The sequence below is a fragment of the Coprococcus ammoniilyticus genome (genome assembly GCF_025567345.1).
Classification (GTDB): domain Bacteria; phylum Bacillota; class Clostridia; order Lachnospirales; family Lachnospiraceae; genus Coprococcus; species Coprococcus ammoniilyticus.
The window spans coordinates 201,363-219,371 of sequence record NZ_JAOQJS010000002.1 but is presented as its reverse complement, the minus strand read 5'-3'; the positions used below and the strand labels follow the sequence as shown (position 1 = coordinate 219,371).

Genomic DNA, 18,009 nt, shown 5'->3' with positions numbered 1-18,009 from the left:
CTCCTGAATATATTCTCATATGATTATGATCATTACTGTACATTAAAGATTGCAAGGAATGTTCCTGCTGCAACTGCTGTACCGATAACACCTGCAACATTTGGTCCCATTGCATTCATCAGAAGGAAGTTCGTAGGATCATACTGGGAACCTACCTTCTGAGAAACTCTGGCTGCCATAGGTACGGCAGATACACCGGCTGAACCAATCAGCGGATTAACCTTACCCTTTGTTACCAGACACATTAACTTACCAAATAATACACCGGCTGCTGTACCGAATGCAAATGCGATCAGACCAAGTAATACGATCTTTAAAGTACTGATCTTTAAGAAAGCTTCTGCACTTGTACTTGCACCAACAGATGTACCAAGTAAGATAACTACGATATACATCATAGCATTGGATGCTGTCTCTGTAAGCTGTTTTACAACACCACACTCACGGAACAGGTTACCTAACATCAGCATACCAACCAGTGGTGCTGTTGTAGGAAGGATCAGAACAACTACGACTGTAACGATAATCGGGAAAAGAATCTTTTCCAGCTTGGTTACAGGACGAAGCTGTGGCATTCTGACCAGGCGCTCTTTCTTTGTTGTAAGTGCTTTCATAATAGGTGGCTGGATGATCGGAACCAGTGACATATAAGAATATGCTGCTACTGCGATTGGTCCAAGTAATGTACCACCCATTCCGAGTTTACCGGCAAGGAAGATAGATGTAGGACCATCTGCACCACCGATAATAGAAATAGCTGCTGCTTCCTTACCATTGAATCCCATCAGGAAAGCAAGGAAATATGCGCCGTAGATACCGAACTGTGCTGCAGCTCCAAGAAGAAAGCTTGCAGGGTTTGCGATCAACGGGCCAAAATCTGTCATGGCACCTACACCCATGAAGATCAGTGAAGGAAGAATACTCCATTCATCCAACATGTAGAAGTAATGTAATAATCCGCCTTCTGCCATTATATCTGGAAACATGTTAACAAGTAACATACCAAATGAGATTGGTACCAGAAGAAGTGGCTCAAAACCAAACTTAATTGCAAGGAACATGAAAACGAACGCTACAAGGATCATAACGTAATTTTTCCAGTCAAGACTTGCAAAACCTGTCTGATTTGCTAAATTTGACAATACGTCAACTATACTACTCATTTAGTCGTTCCTCCTATCAGATTTATACAAGTACAGCATTAGTTCAGAGTTGCTAATGTATCTCCTGCTTCAACAGTTGCACCTGATGCAACGTCGATGCTTGCTACTGTACCATCTTCCGGAGCAACAACTTCGTTTTCCATCTTCATAGCTTCAAGGATCAGAATAACCTGTCCCTTCTTAACTGCATCACCAACATTTGCCTTAACATCAAGGATTTTGCCAGGCATCGGAGAAGCAACCTTAATGGAACCTGCGCCCGCTGACTTAGCTGCCGGTGCTGGTGCCGGTGCTGCCGCTGGTGCCGGTGCTGCTACAGGAGCTGCTGCAACTGGTGCTGCTACAGGGGCAACGCCACCTGCTAATTCTTCAACTGAAACATCATATGATGTACCATTTACTGTAATTCTATAATTCTTCATCGATATATCCTCCTATTATTATCTCTTAATACGTCTGATCGGACGTGTCACAAGCTTATCTTTGCTTGGATACGTTGTATATGCATTCTGTCCTGCTGATGCAGCAGCAACTGCGGCTGTGATAACTGCAACCAGTTCAGAATCATTCATTACGCTTTCACCTGTTTCTGTTTTAACGATGTCAACAATCTGTCCTGCCGGTGCAGATCCTGCATCTTCTTCCTTTGTCTCAGCAACAGGCTCTGCCTTAGCTGCTTCTTCTGCTTTTTTAGCTGCCTTCTTGGCTGCTTTTGCTTCTTTATCAAAGAAGCCGGGAACAAATTTTAACAGATAGATGATAAATGATATAAAGATAAGAACAACGAATACAGTTGCCATACCGATCAGGGTGTTGGTTCCGGCTGCCTTCATCTTATCTTCAAATGTCATGTTTGCTGCAATCTCAACATCAGTTGACTTATATGGGTACATACCCTGTGAAGAAAGGGCTTCATCAGCCTGCTCTTCACTGTAACCATACTGATTCATTAACTGATATCTCTGTAAGTTATATGTTGCACTGTTGTCTACAAATGTTACCTTGATCAACGCTTCTTTTTCTGTACAGTCAGCATAAAGAGTAACGATTACATTTCCTTCTGTCTCTGTAATCTTGTATTCACCTGTAAAATCTTTAAACTCACCGCACTCATCACCGATATTACGGAATGACTTGACTGCTTCTATCTCATTTTCAGAAACCCCTGCATCCTCGCCTGCTTCTATAACATAGTTATAGGTCTCATCTGCGCTTGCATATTTCTGATATGTCTCACAGGCATCTTTTGCTACCTGAGCGATCTCCTGATCGTTATAAGCAAATTTTACTCCGTTATCATCAGAAGCACTACATCCGGCAAACATAAAAGTAACAGCTAACATAGAAACTATTAATAATAATTTTTTCTTCATTTAGTTGTCACTCCTTTTATATAGTACCGTGTTTCTTATAAGGTCTCATCTCTTCCTTTGAAAGGAGCATCTGGATCGCTGCGATCACTCTCTTTCTTGTAGCATCAGGCTCGATGATATCATCGATATATCCTCTGGATGCTGCCGAAGCTGCTCCTGAAAGAGCTGCAACATATTCTGCTTTCTTCTCCTTGATGAAGGCAAGCTTGTCGTCTGCTGCTGCAAGTTCATCTTCATACATGATCTTAACTGCCATCTCAGGATCCATAGTACCGATCACTGCATCCGGCCATGCATATACCATATCAGCTCCGATTGCCTTGGAGTTCATAACCGTATATGCTGTTCCATAGGCCTTGTCCATAACAACCGTAACCTTTGGAACTGTTGCATCTGCATATGCATTTGTAAGTTTTGCAAGAGCCTTTGAGATGGTCTTCTCTTCTTCAACTGTTGCAGCAAAACCTGTTACATTTACAAGTGTAAGAACAGGAATGTTAAATGCATCACAGAAATCTACAAATTCTTCTGCTTTATATGCACCCGCTGTTGTGATCGTATCTTCCTGATTACCAACACATCCAACTGTGATACCATCCATACGGATCAGAGCTGTAACAACATCTCCTGCATATTCCTTCTTCATCTCAAGCACAAGAGAATCATCGGCAATATTCTGGATCACTGCTCTTGGATCGTTCTTGTAAGAATCAAGATTTGGGATAATTCTGTTTGGATTGTCATTTGCAGAAGCTTCCTTGTCGTCCAGATTACAGCTTGGAAGAACCTCAACCAATGCACGGATCATACCAAGTAATTCTTCTTCTGTCTCAAATACACCATCTACATTTGCTGTATTCTCACTTACATAATCAGCTGCGGAAGTATCTAACTTTGTAATATTGTTCTCTGCTAAAGCGTTTGGAGAATTTACAAATAACTTTGCACCTTCCTTTGTCATGAAAGTGAAGTCTGATAATGATGGAACAAGGGAAGCACCGCCGCCACATGCACCAAAAACAGCTGTGATCTGAGGAATAACACCTGAAGCCATAACCTGCTTGCCATATACTTCACCAAATGCATTCAGTGCATCTGTAGCTTCCTGAAGTCTGAGTCCTGCACAGTCGATCATACCGATGACAGGTGCACCCATCTTCATAGCCATATCATAAATTTTTGCAATCTTCTTAGCATGCATCTCACCAACAGAACCGCCTAAAACTTTAGCGTCCTGACTGTATACATACACTAAATTGCCATTGATAACACCATATCCGGTGATAACACCATCTTTTGGAGTATCCTTATCCTGAATGTTAAAATCAGTATTTCTTGCTTTCACATAAGCACCGATTTCAACAAAGCTTGCGTCATCAAGCAATGCATTAATTCTATCGCTTGCTGACAGGGTGAGTTTGTTGCTCATTTCTAGTCCTCCATTAAATTTATTTTTAGGAGTTACATAAAAGTAATTCCAAATTTATGCCGATTTTATTGTAAAGCCTTTACGAATTTATTTCAAGTAAAATTATCATTACGACACAGTTTTTTCAGCACTTTTTAACAATCGGGCATCCCTGCTATTTTTACTTAAAAAACAAAAGGGGAAAGTGGAAGTAATTGTCAGAAAATACCCCATTTTCCCCATAATTGTCTGTTTTGTAGTTAGTTGTTCATAACTATACAGCTTTTAACTTTATATTAATCCTTCAGGACATTTTTGTTTGATACCAGATAATCGATCAGTGAAATGATCGTTAATACAAGTGCAGCGTAGATCAGCACCTGTTCGATTACAAATATCACTTTTCCACCAAGATTACCGATCAGGAAACAAACCATGACCATCTGGACAACAGTCTTTAATTTGCCCCAGATACCAGCCGCAATAACAACACCCTTTTCTGCTGCAATCAGCCGGAATCCGCTAATGATAAATTCTCTCGCAATGATGATAATAACGATCCATGCAGGAATCCGTCCCTGATCGACCAGTGCGATCATTGCAGAACATACCAGAAGCTTGTCTGCTAACGGATCCATGAATTTTCCAAATGTTGTGACCAGATTACATCTTCTTGCGATCTGTCCATCTAATGTATCCGTGATCGCTGCAGCGATAAAGATACCAAGCGCAATCCATTTGGCTGCTGCAAAATCAAGATACATAAACACAACAAAAAATGGAATCATTATAACTCTCAATATTGTTAATTTGTTTGGTAAATTCATTCTATCATCTCCCCTGTCAGATCATATTCATTTGCATCTGTGATCCGAACCTGTACAAAGGTGCCGGACATCAGCTCATACGGTGCATCAACAAATACCATACCATCTACATCGGGCGCATCCCGATAAGTTCTTCCGACATATACATCGTCTTCTGCAACATAGCCTTCGATCAGTACTGTAAGACTCTTGCCAAGCAGCTCCTGATTCTTGTCGTATGATACTTCCTGCTGCAATGCCATTATATCATCCCGCCATTTTTCTGCAACCTCATTTTCAATCTGATCAGGAAATGATGCTGCCGGAGTCCCTTCCTCCGGTGAATATGTAAACACACCCAGGCGGTCAAATTCCGACTCATTCACAAACTCCATAAGCGCTTCATGATCCGCTTCTGTTTCACCGGGAAATCCTGCGATCAGCGTTGTACGGATCGCAATATCAGGAATCCGGATCCGAAGCTTTGCGATCAATTCTACAATATCCTTTTTACAGGTACGTCTTCCCATGCGTCGCAATACAGGATCTTCTGAATGCTGAATCGGTATATCGAGATAATGACAGACTTTTTCTTCCTCCGCGATCGTATCGATCAGCTCGTCTGTGATCTCCTCCGGATAGCAGTACATCAAACGTATCCACTGGATTTCCTCGATCTTGCAGAGTTCATGTAATAATTTCGGAAGTGTCTTTTCACCATACAGATCCACTCCATAGAGTGTTGTTTCCTGTGCAACAAGGATTAGTTCTTTTACTCCCTGTGCAGCAAGCTCTTTTGCAGATGCCAGAAGCTGTTCCATCGGAATACTTCTGTACTTTCCTCTGATATATGGAATCGCACAATAAGTACACATCTTGCCACAGCCTTCTGCGATCTTTAAATATGCCATTGAAGCTCCGGTTGTAACGATACGTCCGCCAACTGCCTCCGGCATATAATTGATATCTGTAACAAAGGAATGTTCTTCTTCAGATCCGATTGCATCCACGATCGCATCATAATTTGCAGCTCCGACAATTGTATCAATCTCCGGCAGTTCTGCAAGAATATCGTCCTTATACCGCTGTGACAGGCAGCCGGTAACGATCAGCTTCTTTAATGATCCTGTCTTCTTCAGCTCTCCGTATTCTATTATCGTATTAATACTTTCTTCCTGCGCATCTTTGATAAATGCACAGGTATTGATAACAACTGCCTCTGCCTCATGTTCATCATTTGTGATCTCATGTCCTGCCTTATGCAGAAGTCCGAGCATTACCTCACTGTCCACAAGGTTCTTATCGCAGCCCAATGATACCATCAATACTTTCATATATGTTCTTTCCTCAGGTTATTTTATATTGATCGAATCTACACAGTTATGCATAAGCATTGCGATCGTCATAGGACCAACTCCACCCGGTACAGGAGTAATTGCTCCTGCAACCTTGCTTGCTGATTCAAAATCAACGTCGCCGCATAATTTGTTATTCTCATCTCTGTGTATTCCGACATCGATCACGGTTGCGCCCTCTTTGATATAGGATGCATCGATCATCTTCGGTCTGCCGATCGCAACTACAAGAATATCTGCACGCTTACATACCTCTTTCAGATCCTTTGTCTTTGAATGACAGATCGTAACCGTTCCATTCTCGCGTAATAACAGCATAGCCATCGGTTTGCCTACGATATTGCTTCTGCCGATCACGACACATTCTTTTCCTGCGATCTCGATTCCGGAACGCTTTAAGAGCTGGATCACACCAGCCGGTGTACAGGATACAAATCCAGGCTGACCGATACTTAATGCTCCAACGCTCATCGGATGGAAGCCATCAACATCCTTTAATGGTGAGATTGCTTTAATGATCTTGTCCTCATCGATATGTTTTGGAACCGGAAGCTGTACCAGAATTCCATTTACAGCATCGTCCTTATTCAATTTATCGATCAGTTCTAACAGTTCTTCCTCCGTTGTCTCTTCCGGAAGCTCATAAGACAAAGAATCAATGCCGATATAGGCACATGCCTTTTTCTTATTGCCGACGTATACGGAAGATGCCGGATCATTTCCTACCTGGATAACTGCCAGACAGATCTTTACACCTTTTGCTGAAAGCTCTGCAACCTGTTCCTTTAATTCATCTTTTATCTGTTTTGATATTGCTTTTCCATCAATCAGTTGAGCCATATTTGATTTATTCCTCCTTAGAATAATCCGCAAATTACACCATCATCATTTACACTGATATTTTCAGCAGCCGGCACCTTAGGCAGACCAGGCATTGTCATAATCGTACCTGTGATTGCGACCACAAAGCCGGCACCTGCACTGACATATACTTCACGGATATTAATATCAAATCCTTCCGGTCTTCCAAGCTTCTTTGGATCATCCGAAAGTGAATACTGATTCTTTGCCATACATACAGGGAAGTTTCCAAATCCCATCTCTTCAATCTTAGCGATCGCACGATCTGCTTCCGGACTGTATGTTACATTTGCTGCACCATAGATCTCTGTTGCAATGCATGAGATCTTTTCTTTAATTGACAGCTCATCTTTATATAATACTTTAAAATCACTCTTTTTGTTCTCAAGTGTATTTAATACTGCATTTGCAAGCTCGATACCGCCTTCGCCGCCTTTTTCCCATACATTTGCAAGAGCGAAATCACAGTTTCTGTCCTTACAGAATTTCTCTACAAACGCAAGTTCCGCATCTGTGTCTGTGATGAAACGGTTTAAAGTAACGACAACAGGAACCTGATACTTCTGAAGATTCTCGATGTGCTTTTCAAGGTTTACGATACCTTTCTTTAATGCCTCCAGATTCTCCTGACCAAGCTCTGTCTTCGGTACGCCGCCGTTGTACTTCAATGCCTTTACGGTTGCAACAAGAACAACTGCATCCGGCTTCAGTCCGTTCATACGGCACTTGATATCAAAGAACTTCTCTGCACCAAGATCTGCTCCGAATCCAGCCTCTGTAATTACATAGTCTGCCAGCTTTAATGCTGTTTTTGTTGCGATTACACTGTTACAGCCATGTGCGATATTTGCAAATGGTCCGCCATGCACAAGTGCAGGTGTATGCTCCAACGTCTGGATCATATTCGGCTTGATCGCATCCTTTAAGAGTGCAGCCATAGCACCAACCGCTTTCAGATCCTTTGCTGTTACAGGCTCGTTCTGGTAATTATAAGCAACAATGATCCTGCCAAGTCTTTCCTTCAGGTCATTGAAATCCGCTGCCAGACAAAGGATCGCCATGATCTCTGATGCAACCGTGATCACGAAGCCATCTTCTCTTGGCACACCATCTACACGCTTTCCAAGTCCGATCACGGTATGACGCAGCGCACGGTCATTCATATCCATACATCTTTTAAATACGATACGGTTCACATCAATGCCGAGTGCATTTCCCTGATGAATATGGTTATCCATCATTGCTGCAAGCAGATTGTTTGCAGATGTGATCGCATGGAAATCACCAGTAAAATGAAGATTCAGATCCTCCATCGGTACTACCTGTGCATATCCGCCGCCGGCAGCACCGCCCTTGATACCAAAGCACGGGCCAAGTGATGGTTCACGAAGTGCGATAACCGCTTTCTTGTTCAGTCTGCCCATAGCTTCACCAAGTCCGACTGTAATCGTTGTCTTGCCCTCTCCTGCAGGAGTCGGATTGATCGCTGTAACTAAGATCAGCTTACCATTCTCATTTTTCTGTACGGAAGCGATCAGCTCATCTGACAACTTTGCTTTATATTTGCCATACATCTCGATATCATCTTCTTTGATGTCAAGCTTTGCTGCAACCTCCTTTATATTCTTCATCTCTGCCTGCTGTGCAATTTCGATGTCGTTTAACATTTAATATGTCCTCCCTGAGTGTAATTTTATCCTATAGCAGGTAAAATCTGCCTATGCACGCTATATCCCTTCACCGGCATTTTCCCTGTATAAATATCATTTGAATTTGTATTATAAATTATTATCTATATATTCGTCAAATTCTTCCTGCGTCATAAGTATCTTTCTTGCCTTTGTGCCCTCCTCCGGACCTACAACCCCGGCACCTGCAAGCTGATCCATGATACGTGCCGCACGGTTAAAGCCGATCTTAAACGCACGCTGCAGCATTCCGATCGAGGCCTTTTCTTTATCAATGATAAAGTGTCCGGCTTCTACAAAATAATCATCCTTATCACTTCCACCGCTCATACCGGGTGCACCGGCCGCTCCGGTCTGTGTAATAGACTTAGATATATCATCATCATACGTTCCGACACCGTTCTGTTTCTTCAGATACTCCACAACGGCTGACACTTCTTCATCAGAAACAAAAGCTCCCTGTACACGAACCGGTTTTGGATAACCGGTCGGATAAAATAACATATCACCCTTACCGAGAAGCTTCTCTGCACCATTCATATCTAAGATGGTTCTGGAATCTACACCGGATGATACAGCGAATGCAATTCTCGATGGAACATTTGCCTTGATCAGACCGGTAATAACATCTACCGATGGACGCTGAGTTGCTATAACCAGATGGATACCTGCCGCTCTGGCAAGCTGTGACAAACGGACAATCGCGTCTTCCACTTCTCCGTGAGCAACCATCATCAGGTCGGCAAGCTCGTCCACAATCACAACGATCGTCGGCATTTTCTTTAGCTTCTCATCATCTACTGATCCGGAAGCAAGTGCCTGTTCTACTTTGTCATTATATCCCTGTATATTTCTGACTCCACATTCTGCAAACATCTGATATCTTCTGGTCATTTCCTCTACCGCCCAGTTCAGTGCACCGGATGCCTTCTTCGGATCGGTTACAACCGGGATCAGCAGATGTGGAATGCCATTATAACAGGCAAGCTCTACCATCTTCGGATCGATCATGATCAGTTTTACTTCTTCCGGTTTTGCCTTATATAAGATACTCATTATCAGCGTATTGATACAGACCGATTTACCGGAGCCTGTGGCGCCGGCGATCAGCAGATGCGGCATCTTGGCTATATCCGTAACAATAACCTGTCCACTGATATCTTTACCGACTGCAAATGCGATGTTGGATTTGGAATTCTTGAAATTATCCGATTCCACCAGTTCGCGAAATGCAACAATTGAATTTTCTTTGTTTGGTACTTCGATTCCGATCGCTGCCTTGCCGGGGATCGGAGCTTCGATACGAATATCTGCGGCTGCAAGATTTAACTTGATATCATCGGCAAGACCAAGGATCTTACTGACCTTAACGCCCTGCTCCGGTTGCATTTCAAACCGGGTAACCGCCGGTCCGCAGCTATAATTTGTGATCGTAACATTAACACCAAAGTTTTCCAATGTATTCTTCAACTTGATCGCTGTAGAACGTACCTGTGCATCCCGGTTCGCATTGTGATTCTTCGGCGGCTGTGCCAGAAGATTGGATCCCGGAAATTTATACTTTGCTCCCTCTTTATAGTTCTTCTGTCCGGGCTTGTCTGCCGCCGGTGCAGGCTTCTTCACCGTCTGAGAGTTCTCTGTCTTTCCTGTCACACTGGAAAACGCAGAATCCATATCCGGATCATAATCATCCGGTATCACACTGACAACCTCCGGATGCTCATTTCCATTGATCGCACCGGAAAGAACATCTTCTTCATCCTCAAATTCTGCATCAAAGATGTCTTTTGTCTGCTGAACAGGAATCTCCTGTGTATCACCCATAGGAACTGCCGACGAAACACCGGCTGCCGTTTCTACAGGAGCAGGTTCTGATTTTCTCCTGCTCTTTGTAACCGACGTTTTCTTCGCAAACGATACCGGTATCTGTTCTTCTCTTTCATCATGAAGTACAATCTTCTCTACATCATTATTAAATGTAAGAAAATCGTCATCCGGTACATTTATTTCATGAATCTCATCCTCATTCTCAAAGAAGTCCTTCGCTTTGCCCTTTTGCTTTTCACCGCTTTCATAGACCTTCAGGTTCTCAAGCCTTACCTGGCTGTTTCCGGACTTTCCGGACTTTTTCTTATTCTTTTTAACCGGTCTGCACTCCTGCTCCGGTTCTTCATATTCTTCTTCCCTGTAAAAGCTGTTGATCAGATTCTTAAATGTATCGATCACTGAGATTCCCGTGATCAGGACAAACATAACAAGCGCACCAAGGATCATTACCAGTGTTACGCCCACGATACCGATCGTATTTCTGAAAATAAAGAACAAACCGCCACAGATAATTCCACCGCCCATATGCTCCTTATATCCATCCAGATATAACTGTTTTACAGATAAATAATCGGTTGTGAAGATCATCTGGCTGATCATCGATATGATCATCAGAACCACACCGATATAGATTACTTCATTTCTAACCTTTTTATTACCAAGATTAGAAATAATAAATGCCGATGATATAAAAAGATATACCGGAAATATGTATTCGGCAAATCCGATCACACCAAACAGGAAACCGGATATTGCATCGCCGACCTTTCCACATTTTCCAAAGTTAGCGATCATCAAGAATATGGAAAAAGCAAGAATGACTAACAGGATTACTTCCAGACGTACTTCCCTGTTATCTTCTTCTATCTGTTGTTCCATCTGTTTTTTTGATGTATTTGGGTTCGATACTGTATTTGACCTTTTAGCTGTACTATTTTTTTTCCCCGTACCATTTTTCCCGGTTCCACCGGTGGCTCTGGTCGTTCCGTTCTGTTTTGCCGTCCCGTTTTTCTTTCTGGTTTCAGCCATTTTCTTCTCCCACTTACTTACTTAAATTAACGTACAAAATAATAAATGACAGATATCACACCTGCGCATAAACAATAAATGGAATATCCCTTGAATTTATTGTTCTTTACTGATTTCAGCATCACTTTGATACAAAGAAAGCCTACAACGCCCGCAACGATCATACCGATCACATAATTCAGGATCTCTGATCCGGTAAGACTTGCACCTGCCAGATCCGGGATCTGAAGAATACATGCTCCAAGAATTGTCGGAATCGACATGATGAATGAATATTTTACTGCAAATTCTCTGTTAAATCCACATGCAAGACCTGCTGTGATCGTAGAGCCCGATCTGGAAATACCGGGAAGAGTTGCAATACCCTGAGCCAGACCGATAAATAACGAATTCTTATATGTAGCCTCTGCCGGTCCTTTATTGCCCTTCTGAACACGATCAGCAATAAATAAAATCACAGATGTGATACAGAGACAAAATCCCGGAACTAATAAAGTATTTCCGGCATTTTCAATCTTACTCTCAAACGGAAGTGCGATCACCATAGTTACAAGTGTTGATAAAATAACAAGCATTACGAATTTACGGTATTCCGTTTCAATGATCTTACGATATGGTTTCTTCTCCTTGGAAAACAGATTTGCAAAAAATCTCCCTACATTGCAGCAGGCAAGACCGATAATCGTAAATCCTTCTACGATCAGTTCAACAATATCCTTCCAATACACAATAAAGATGGCAACCAGTGTGCCAAAATGAAGCAGGATATCAAACATGATGCCTGTATCTGTATTTACATGAAACATGTTCTTAAAGATTGCGAGATGTCCTGAACTGCTGACGGGAAGGAACTCGGTTGCTCCCTGAATGATTCCCATAATGATTGATTCTAATAGTGACATAATTGCTCCAATCCGCTGTATAACCAGCACTGTTTTATTGTTTTCTCTATCTATACCGTTTTTCTATGTACCGGCCAATAGCCGTAAAAAAAACGAACCATCAGCCTATTTTACTATCATTCCATCAATTTATCAAGTCATAGAGTTTGTTTAATGCAGCCGATATTCCTCCGATCCTGTCAATAATGCCGCATTCGACCGCTTCTTTTCCAACAAGAACCGAACCGATATCTTTGGATAATTCCTGTGTATTGAACATGATCGATCTTAATGAATCTTCACCGATCTTGGAATGACAAGACGTAAACTGTATGATTCGGTCCTGCATCCGTTCGATATATTCGTAATTTTGTCTCACACCTAGCACGGTATCGGATACTCTGAGAGGATGCACAACCATCGTTGCTGTCGGTACGATAAATGATACATTACCTGATACCGCAAGCGGCACACCGATCGAATGACTCCCTCCAAGCACCAGTGTAACAACCGGTTTGCTGATTGATGCCAGCATCTCTGCTATTGCAAGGCCTGCTTCTACATCCCCGCCTACTGTATTTAATAATACGAGTACACCTTTGATGCTTTCGTCATCCTGAACAACCGCAAGCTCCGGCAATATATGCTCATATTTTGTAGTCTTGGTATCGGACGGCAGACTGACATGTCCCTCAATCTCCCCAATGATATCAAGTAACAATATATTATATTTTTCTTTGTTTCCATTTATGATGATCTGACCATTTTCTACAATGAGGTCCTGTCTTTTTAATTCCTGATCCATGTAAACGACTTCCTTTCTTATAGTCAGAAATGTTCCGCCTGTATAAATCGAATATCATTTTTGCTTTTCCATTCAACCATAACTTTTTTGCAAAAAAATAACAGGCAGGAAGATTTTTTCATTTCTTCCTGCCTATTGTTTGATACTTTATATGAAATTATTCATAAATTACATAACGAGTGTAATCTCATTTACATCATCCAGTTCATCAAACCGAATGTAGTTATCTTCCATTACCTTTCCATTTACAGTCATGCTCTGGCAGCCACTTTCATGTCCGTCCGGATTTGTAACATGAATATTTAACTTCTTGCCACGATAGTTCTTTGTGATATTGAACTCTTTCCAGTCAGATGGTACTGCAGGTGCGATCTTAATTCCGTAGAAATCAGGACGCATACCCATGATACCCTCAACACATCCAACCATACAGGTAGATGCTGTTCCTGTCAGCCAGTGAACATGGGAACGGCCTTCATAAGGACTTCCAACTGACTCCGTGAACTGACCATGGCAGTAAGGCTCTAACTTACGAACCTCGGCCTTATCATTCATAGATGCCGGTGAACTCTCGTCAAAGTATTCAAATGCACGATTACCATGTCCCATCAATGCTTCAGCAAGGATGATCCAGCCCTGTGGCTGTGAGAAGATACCTGCATTCTCCTTTGTTCCTGCATTGAACAGAAGCATTAACGCTCCGTCAAACGCATGTTTCTTATATGGTGGGAACATCAGTCTGACACCATATGGTGTATTTAATTCTCTGTGAACAGATTCCAATGCAAGCTCGCTCTGTTCTCTGGTAGCAAGACCGCTGATAACTGCCCATGACTGAGGGTTCAGCCACATACTTGCTTCAGGATCATTCTTGGAACCGATCACCATACCACCCTCTTTATATCCACGGATATAACGGTCATCTTCCCAGCATTTCTCCTGAATTGTGTTACCCATCTTATACTGGATCTCATTGATATAGTCAATATAATCTGCATCGTCTTTTAACTCTGCAAAATACTTAATTACAGTCATTGCATAATAAAGCTGCATTGCTACAAATGTAGATTCTCCACGCTTGCCAAGTCTTAAGCAGTCGTTCCAGTCCGCATGAAGTCCTGCAGGCATTCCATTATCACCCAGACGGTTCATAGAGAAGTCGATTGCTCTCTTCAAATGCTCGTATACAGTTCCTTCATCCTTATTTGCAAATGGGATAATCTCATCTATAAAGCCGATATTACCTGACTCTGCGATATATTTGTAAATGGTCGGGAATAACCATAATGCATCATCTGCACGATATGCAGGATGTCCGGTCTCTTTTACATAAGATGGATCATCCGGTGTATCCTCATGACCAGGGTTGTGTGTGTACTTAACCAGCGGAAGTCCGCCACCATTATCTACCTGAGCGGATAACATGAAACGAATCTTTTCCAGCGCCATTTCCGGTGCAAGATGGATGATACCCTGAATATCCTGTACGGTATCTCTGTAGCCATAACCGTTTCTCAGGCCACAGTATGTAAAGGATGCAGCTCTTGACCAGATAAAGGTCATAAAGCACTGATAAGAATTCCATGTATTGATCATGTTGTTAAATGACTCGCTCGGTGTCTTAACCTGGAAGTTATCTAACTTGCCATGCCAGTAATCGATCAGCTCCTGAAGCTCTGCAGCACAGGTCTTCTCATCTTCATAGGCTTTCATGATCTCATTTGCTGTAGCTTCATCCTTCATGCCAAGAATAAATGAAAATGTCTTTGATTCGCCCGGCTCAAGTGTGATCTTTGTCTGAAGTGCACCACAAGAATTCTCGTTATAATTTAATTTATTACCACAGTCACCATTGATAACAGCAACCGGATCAGCATATGTGTGATACATACCAAGGAATTCTTCTTTATCTCCACAGTAAGAAGCAACTTCACTGCCTGCAAGTCCGAAGAAACGCTTGTTTACAGCATTTCCATCCACTGAATCATTCACTACATTCTCATTGATCACCTGAAGGATTTTCTGATCTCTGTAGTAGGTTCTTGAAATAAATAATGTATACTGTAAGTTTACCTGATCCTGCTCATAGTTGCAGTCGTTTGTAAATTCACAGAAACCGATCGCAGACAGATGTCTGGTCTTATTGGATTTATTTGTAAGAGTTACATTCCATACCTCATGTGTCTTATCCAGCGGTACATAATAAAGTACCTCAGAATGGATACCGGAATAATCTGCCATGATATTGGTATAAGCAGTTCCGTGATGACACTCGCTCTTGTATTCATTCAGGCTCTTGCCTACCGGCTGCCAGGATGCTGACCAGAAATCTGAAGTATCGTCATCTCTTAAGTATACATATCTTCCCGGCTGGTCAAAGCTGTTGAAGATGTAACGGATAATTCTTCCGTTCGCACCACTCTTTTCAAAGCTGTAACCACCTGCATTATTGGAGATAATCGCACCATAGGCAGGCGAACCAAGGTAGTTCGCCCAAGGTGCAGGAGTATCCGGTCTGTCTATTACATATTCTTTTTTGGCTTCATCAAAATGTCCGTATTTCACACACATACCCTCCTGTATATTTTTTGTTTTTTATTTATTCTCTACGTCCTTTAAGCTGAGGCTGATACGTCCAGCTCTTTCGTCGATCTTGATAACCTTAACAACAACGTCGTCGCCTACATTTACAACGTCTTCTACCTTTGCAACTCTCTTGTCAGAAAGCTTTGAAATGTGGATCAGACCATCTTTGTTTGGTGCAAGTGAAACGATTGCGCCACAGTCAAGGATCTTAACAACCTTACCCTTGTAGTCATCACCAACAACAAGTGGCTCAACGATCATTTTGATCATGTTCATAGCCTTGTCCATGCTCTCCTGTTCAACGCCACATACAGATACGTTTCCGTCATCATCGATATCGATCTTAACGCCTGTCTCCTCGATGATCGTATTGATCGTCTTTCCTCTCTGACCAATTACCTCACCGATCTTATCAGGATCGATCTTGATCTGAACGATCTTTGGAGCAAATTCATTAACATGTGTTCTTGGTGCAGGAATTGCACTGCTCATAACGCCATCCATAATGAATAATCTTGCTTCTCTTGTTCTTGCGATAGCTTCTTCTACAATCGGTCTTGTCAGTCCGTGGATCTTGATATCCATCTGGATTGCTGTGATACCCTTATAAGTACCTGTTACCTTGAAGTCCATATCTCCGAAGAAATCTTCCAGGCCCTGAATATCTGTTAATACTACATAATCATCATCTGTATCACCTGTAACCAGACCACAGGAAATACCTGCAACCATTGACTTTAATGGTACACCGGCAGCCATCAGTGACATACAGGATGCACAGGTAGATGCCATGGAAGTAGAACCATTTGACTCAAATGTCTCAGATACGGCACGGATCGCATATGGGAACTCTTCTATAGATGGTAATACAGGAAGTAATGCACGTTCAGCAAGTGCACCATGTCCGATCTCACGACGTCCCGGTCCTCTGGATACCTTTGTCTCACCTACAGAATATGATGGGAAATTATAGTGATGCATGTATCTCTTGGATACTACATTCTCATCTAATCCATCGATCTTCTGGATCTCTGATAATGGAGCAAGTGTTACGATATCGCAGATCTGTGTCTGTCCACGAGTGAACATTGCAGAACCATGTACTCTAGGGATGATATCAACCTCTGCAGCAAGTGGTCTGATCTGGTTGATTGCACGTCCATCCGGTCTCTTACGATCTTTTAAGATCATCTTTCTTACTGTCTTCTTCTGATACTGATATAATGCTTCAGGGATCAGAGCAAGCCATTCTTCATTGTCAGCAAATGCTTCTTCGAATTTCTCTCTGATCTGTCTGATATTTTCTTCTCTTACCTGCTTCTCATCTGTAAATACAGCGACTTCCATCTCAGCAGGAGTTACGATCTCTTTCATAGCTGCAAATAATTCTTCCGGAATTGCGCAGCTTACATAATCATGCTTTGGCTTACCAACTTCTTCTACCATCTTGTTGATGAATTCAATGATAGAAAGGTTTACATCATGTGCCTTATAGATTGCTTCGATCATCTTGTCTTCAGGAATCTCATTTGCACCAGCCTCGATCATGATAACCTTTGTGCTTGTAGATGCAACTGTAAGCTTCAAATCACCCTCATCCCACTGTTTCTGAGATGGGTTAATGATGAATTCTCCATCGATCATACCAACCTGTGTCATTGCACATGGTCCGCAGAATGGAACATCTGAAATTGCAGTTGCGATAGCAGAACCAAGCATGGCAACCAACTCTGGTCTGCACTCAGGATCAACAGATGTAACAAGGTTATTTAATGTAACATCATTTCTGTAATCCTTAGGGAATAACGGACGCATCGGACGGTCGATAACACGGGATGTAAGTACTGCGTTCTCAGATGCTTTTCCCTCTCTCTTGTTGAATCCGCCAGGGATCTTTCCTACTGCATACATCTTCTCTTCATACTCAACGCTTAATGGGAAGAAGTCGATTCCGTCTCTTGGCTTCTCAGATGCAGTGATTGTTGATAATACAGTTGTATCACCATAATGCATAAATGCAGCGCCATTTGCCTGTGCTGCTACTCTGCCGATATCAACACGAAGTGTCTTGCCGGCAATGTCCATAGAATAAGTCTTGAATTCTTTGCTCATTTTCTTTTCTCCTGTTTTTCTATTATTAACCGCAGCAGGCTCGAAACAACTACAAGACGCACCTTATAGATACAGCTTGTAGAAGTCTCGAATTGCCATGCCGCAATCTCTTAAA

13 protein-coding genes are annotated in these 18,009 nt (G+C 42.2%); all 13 read right to left on the bottom strand.

What is annotated here, in order from left to right:
- Positions 1–32 precede the first annotated feature (32 nt).
- The 13 genes from OCV60_RS03425 to OCV60_RS03365 all read right to left on the bottom strand — a co-directional run bounded on the left by OCV60_RS03425 (position 33) and on the right by OCV60_RS03365 (position 17,894).
- Positions 33–1,163: a sodium ion-translocating decarboxylase subunit beta gene (locus OCV60_RS03425; RefSeq protein ID WP_008400766.1), complete on the bottom strand. Its 1,131-nt coding sequence runs from the start codon at positions 1,161–1,163 to the stop codon at positions 33–35.
- 38 nt (positions 1,164–1,201) lie between these two features.
- Positions 1,202–1,585, bottom strand: coding sequence for a biotin/lipoyl-containing protein (locus tag OCV60_RS03420; protein ID WP_008400765.1), 384 nt, complete (start codon positions 1,583–1,585; stop codon positions 1,202–1,204).
- Between the two features lie 18 nt (positions 1,586–1,603).
- Positions 1,604–2,536 (bottom strand): OadG family protein, encoded by a 933-nt coding sequence (locus OCV60_RS03415; RefSeq protein ID WP_008400764.1) that lies wholly within the window; start codon positions 2,534–2,536, stop codon positions 1,604–1,606.
- 16 nt (positions 2,537–2,552) lie between these two features.
- On the bottom strand, positions 2,553–3,965 hold the full coding sequence (locus OCV60_RS03410; protein ID WP_008400763.1) for an acyl-CoA carboxylase subunit beta: 1,413 nt from the start codon (positions 3,963–3,965) through the stop codon (positions 2,553–2,555).
- Positions 3,966–4,240: 275 nt separating this feature from the next.
- The gene (pgsA, locus tag OCV60_RS03405) at positions 4,241–4,771 is read right to left on the bottom strand and encodes a CDP-diacylglycerol--glycerol-3-phosphate 3-phosphatidyltransferase (RefSeq protein ID WP_117784883.1); all 531 of its coding nucleotides are present in this window, start codon (positions 4,769–4,771) and stop codon (positions 4,241–4,243) included.
- Positions 4,768–6,084 carry a 30S ribosomal protein S12 methylthiotransferase RimO gene (gene rimO, locus OCV60_RS03400; RefSeq protein ID WP_117784884.1) on the bottom strand — a complete coding sequence of 439 codons (1,317 nt, stop codon included), beginning with the start codon at positions 6,082–6,084 and terminating at the stop codon, positions 4,768–4,770. The genes pgsA and rimO overlap by 4 nt, the downstream gene beginning before the upstream one ends.
- 18 nt (positions 6,085–6,102) lie before the next feature.
- On the bottom strand, positions 6,103–6,945 hold the full coding sequence (gene folD / locus OCV60_RS03395) for a bifunctional methylenetetrahydrofolate dehydrogenase/methenyltetrahydrofolate cyclohydrolase FolD (RefSeq protein ID WP_021943806.1): 843 nt from the start codon (positions 6,943–6,945) through the stop codon (positions 6,103–6,105).
- Positions 6,946–6,962: 17 nt separating this feature from the next.
- Entirely contained in the window at positions 6,963–8,633 is a 1,671-nt protein-coding gene (locus tag OCV60_RS03390; RefSeq protein ID WP_008400758.1) for a formate--tetrahydrofolate ligase, read from the bottom strand.
- A 111-nt stretch (positions 8,634–8,744) separates the two neighbouring features.
- Positions 8,745–11,510 (bottom strand): FtsK/SpoIIIE family DNA translocase, encoded by a 2,766-nt coding sequence (locus OCV60_RS03385; protein ID WP_262529318.1) that lies wholly within the window; start codon positions 11,508–11,510, stop codon positions 8,745–8,747.
- Positions 11,511–11,536: 26 nt separating this feature from the next.
- Entirely contained in the window at positions 11,537–12,412 is an 876-nt protein-coding gene (locus OCV60_RS03380) for an undecaprenyl-diphosphate phosphatase (protein ID WP_021943803.1), read from the bottom strand.
- A gap of 124 nt (positions 12,413–12,536) precedes the next feature.
- Positions 12,537–13,196: a ClpP family protease gene (locus OCV60_RS03375; RefSeq protein WP_021943802.1), complete on the bottom strand. Its 660-nt coding sequence runs from the start codon at positions 13,194–13,196 to the stop codon at positions 12,537–12,539.
- Between the two features lie 168 nt (positions 13,197–13,364).
- Complete coding sequence (locus OCV60_RS03370; RefSeq protein ID WP_262529317.1) at positions 13,365–15,761, bottom strand: glycoside hydrolase family 94 protein; 2,397 nt, start codon at positions 15,759–15,761, stop codon at positions 13,365–13,367.
- Positions 15,762–15,791: 30 nt separating this feature from the next.
- Positions 15,792–17,894, bottom strand: coding sequence for a polyribonucleotide nucleotidyltransferase (locus tag OCV60_RS03365; protein ID WP_021943800.1), 2,103 nt, complete (start codon positions 17,892–17,894; stop codon positions 15,792–15,794).
- Between the last annotated feature and the right edge of the window lie 115 nt (positions 17,895–18,009).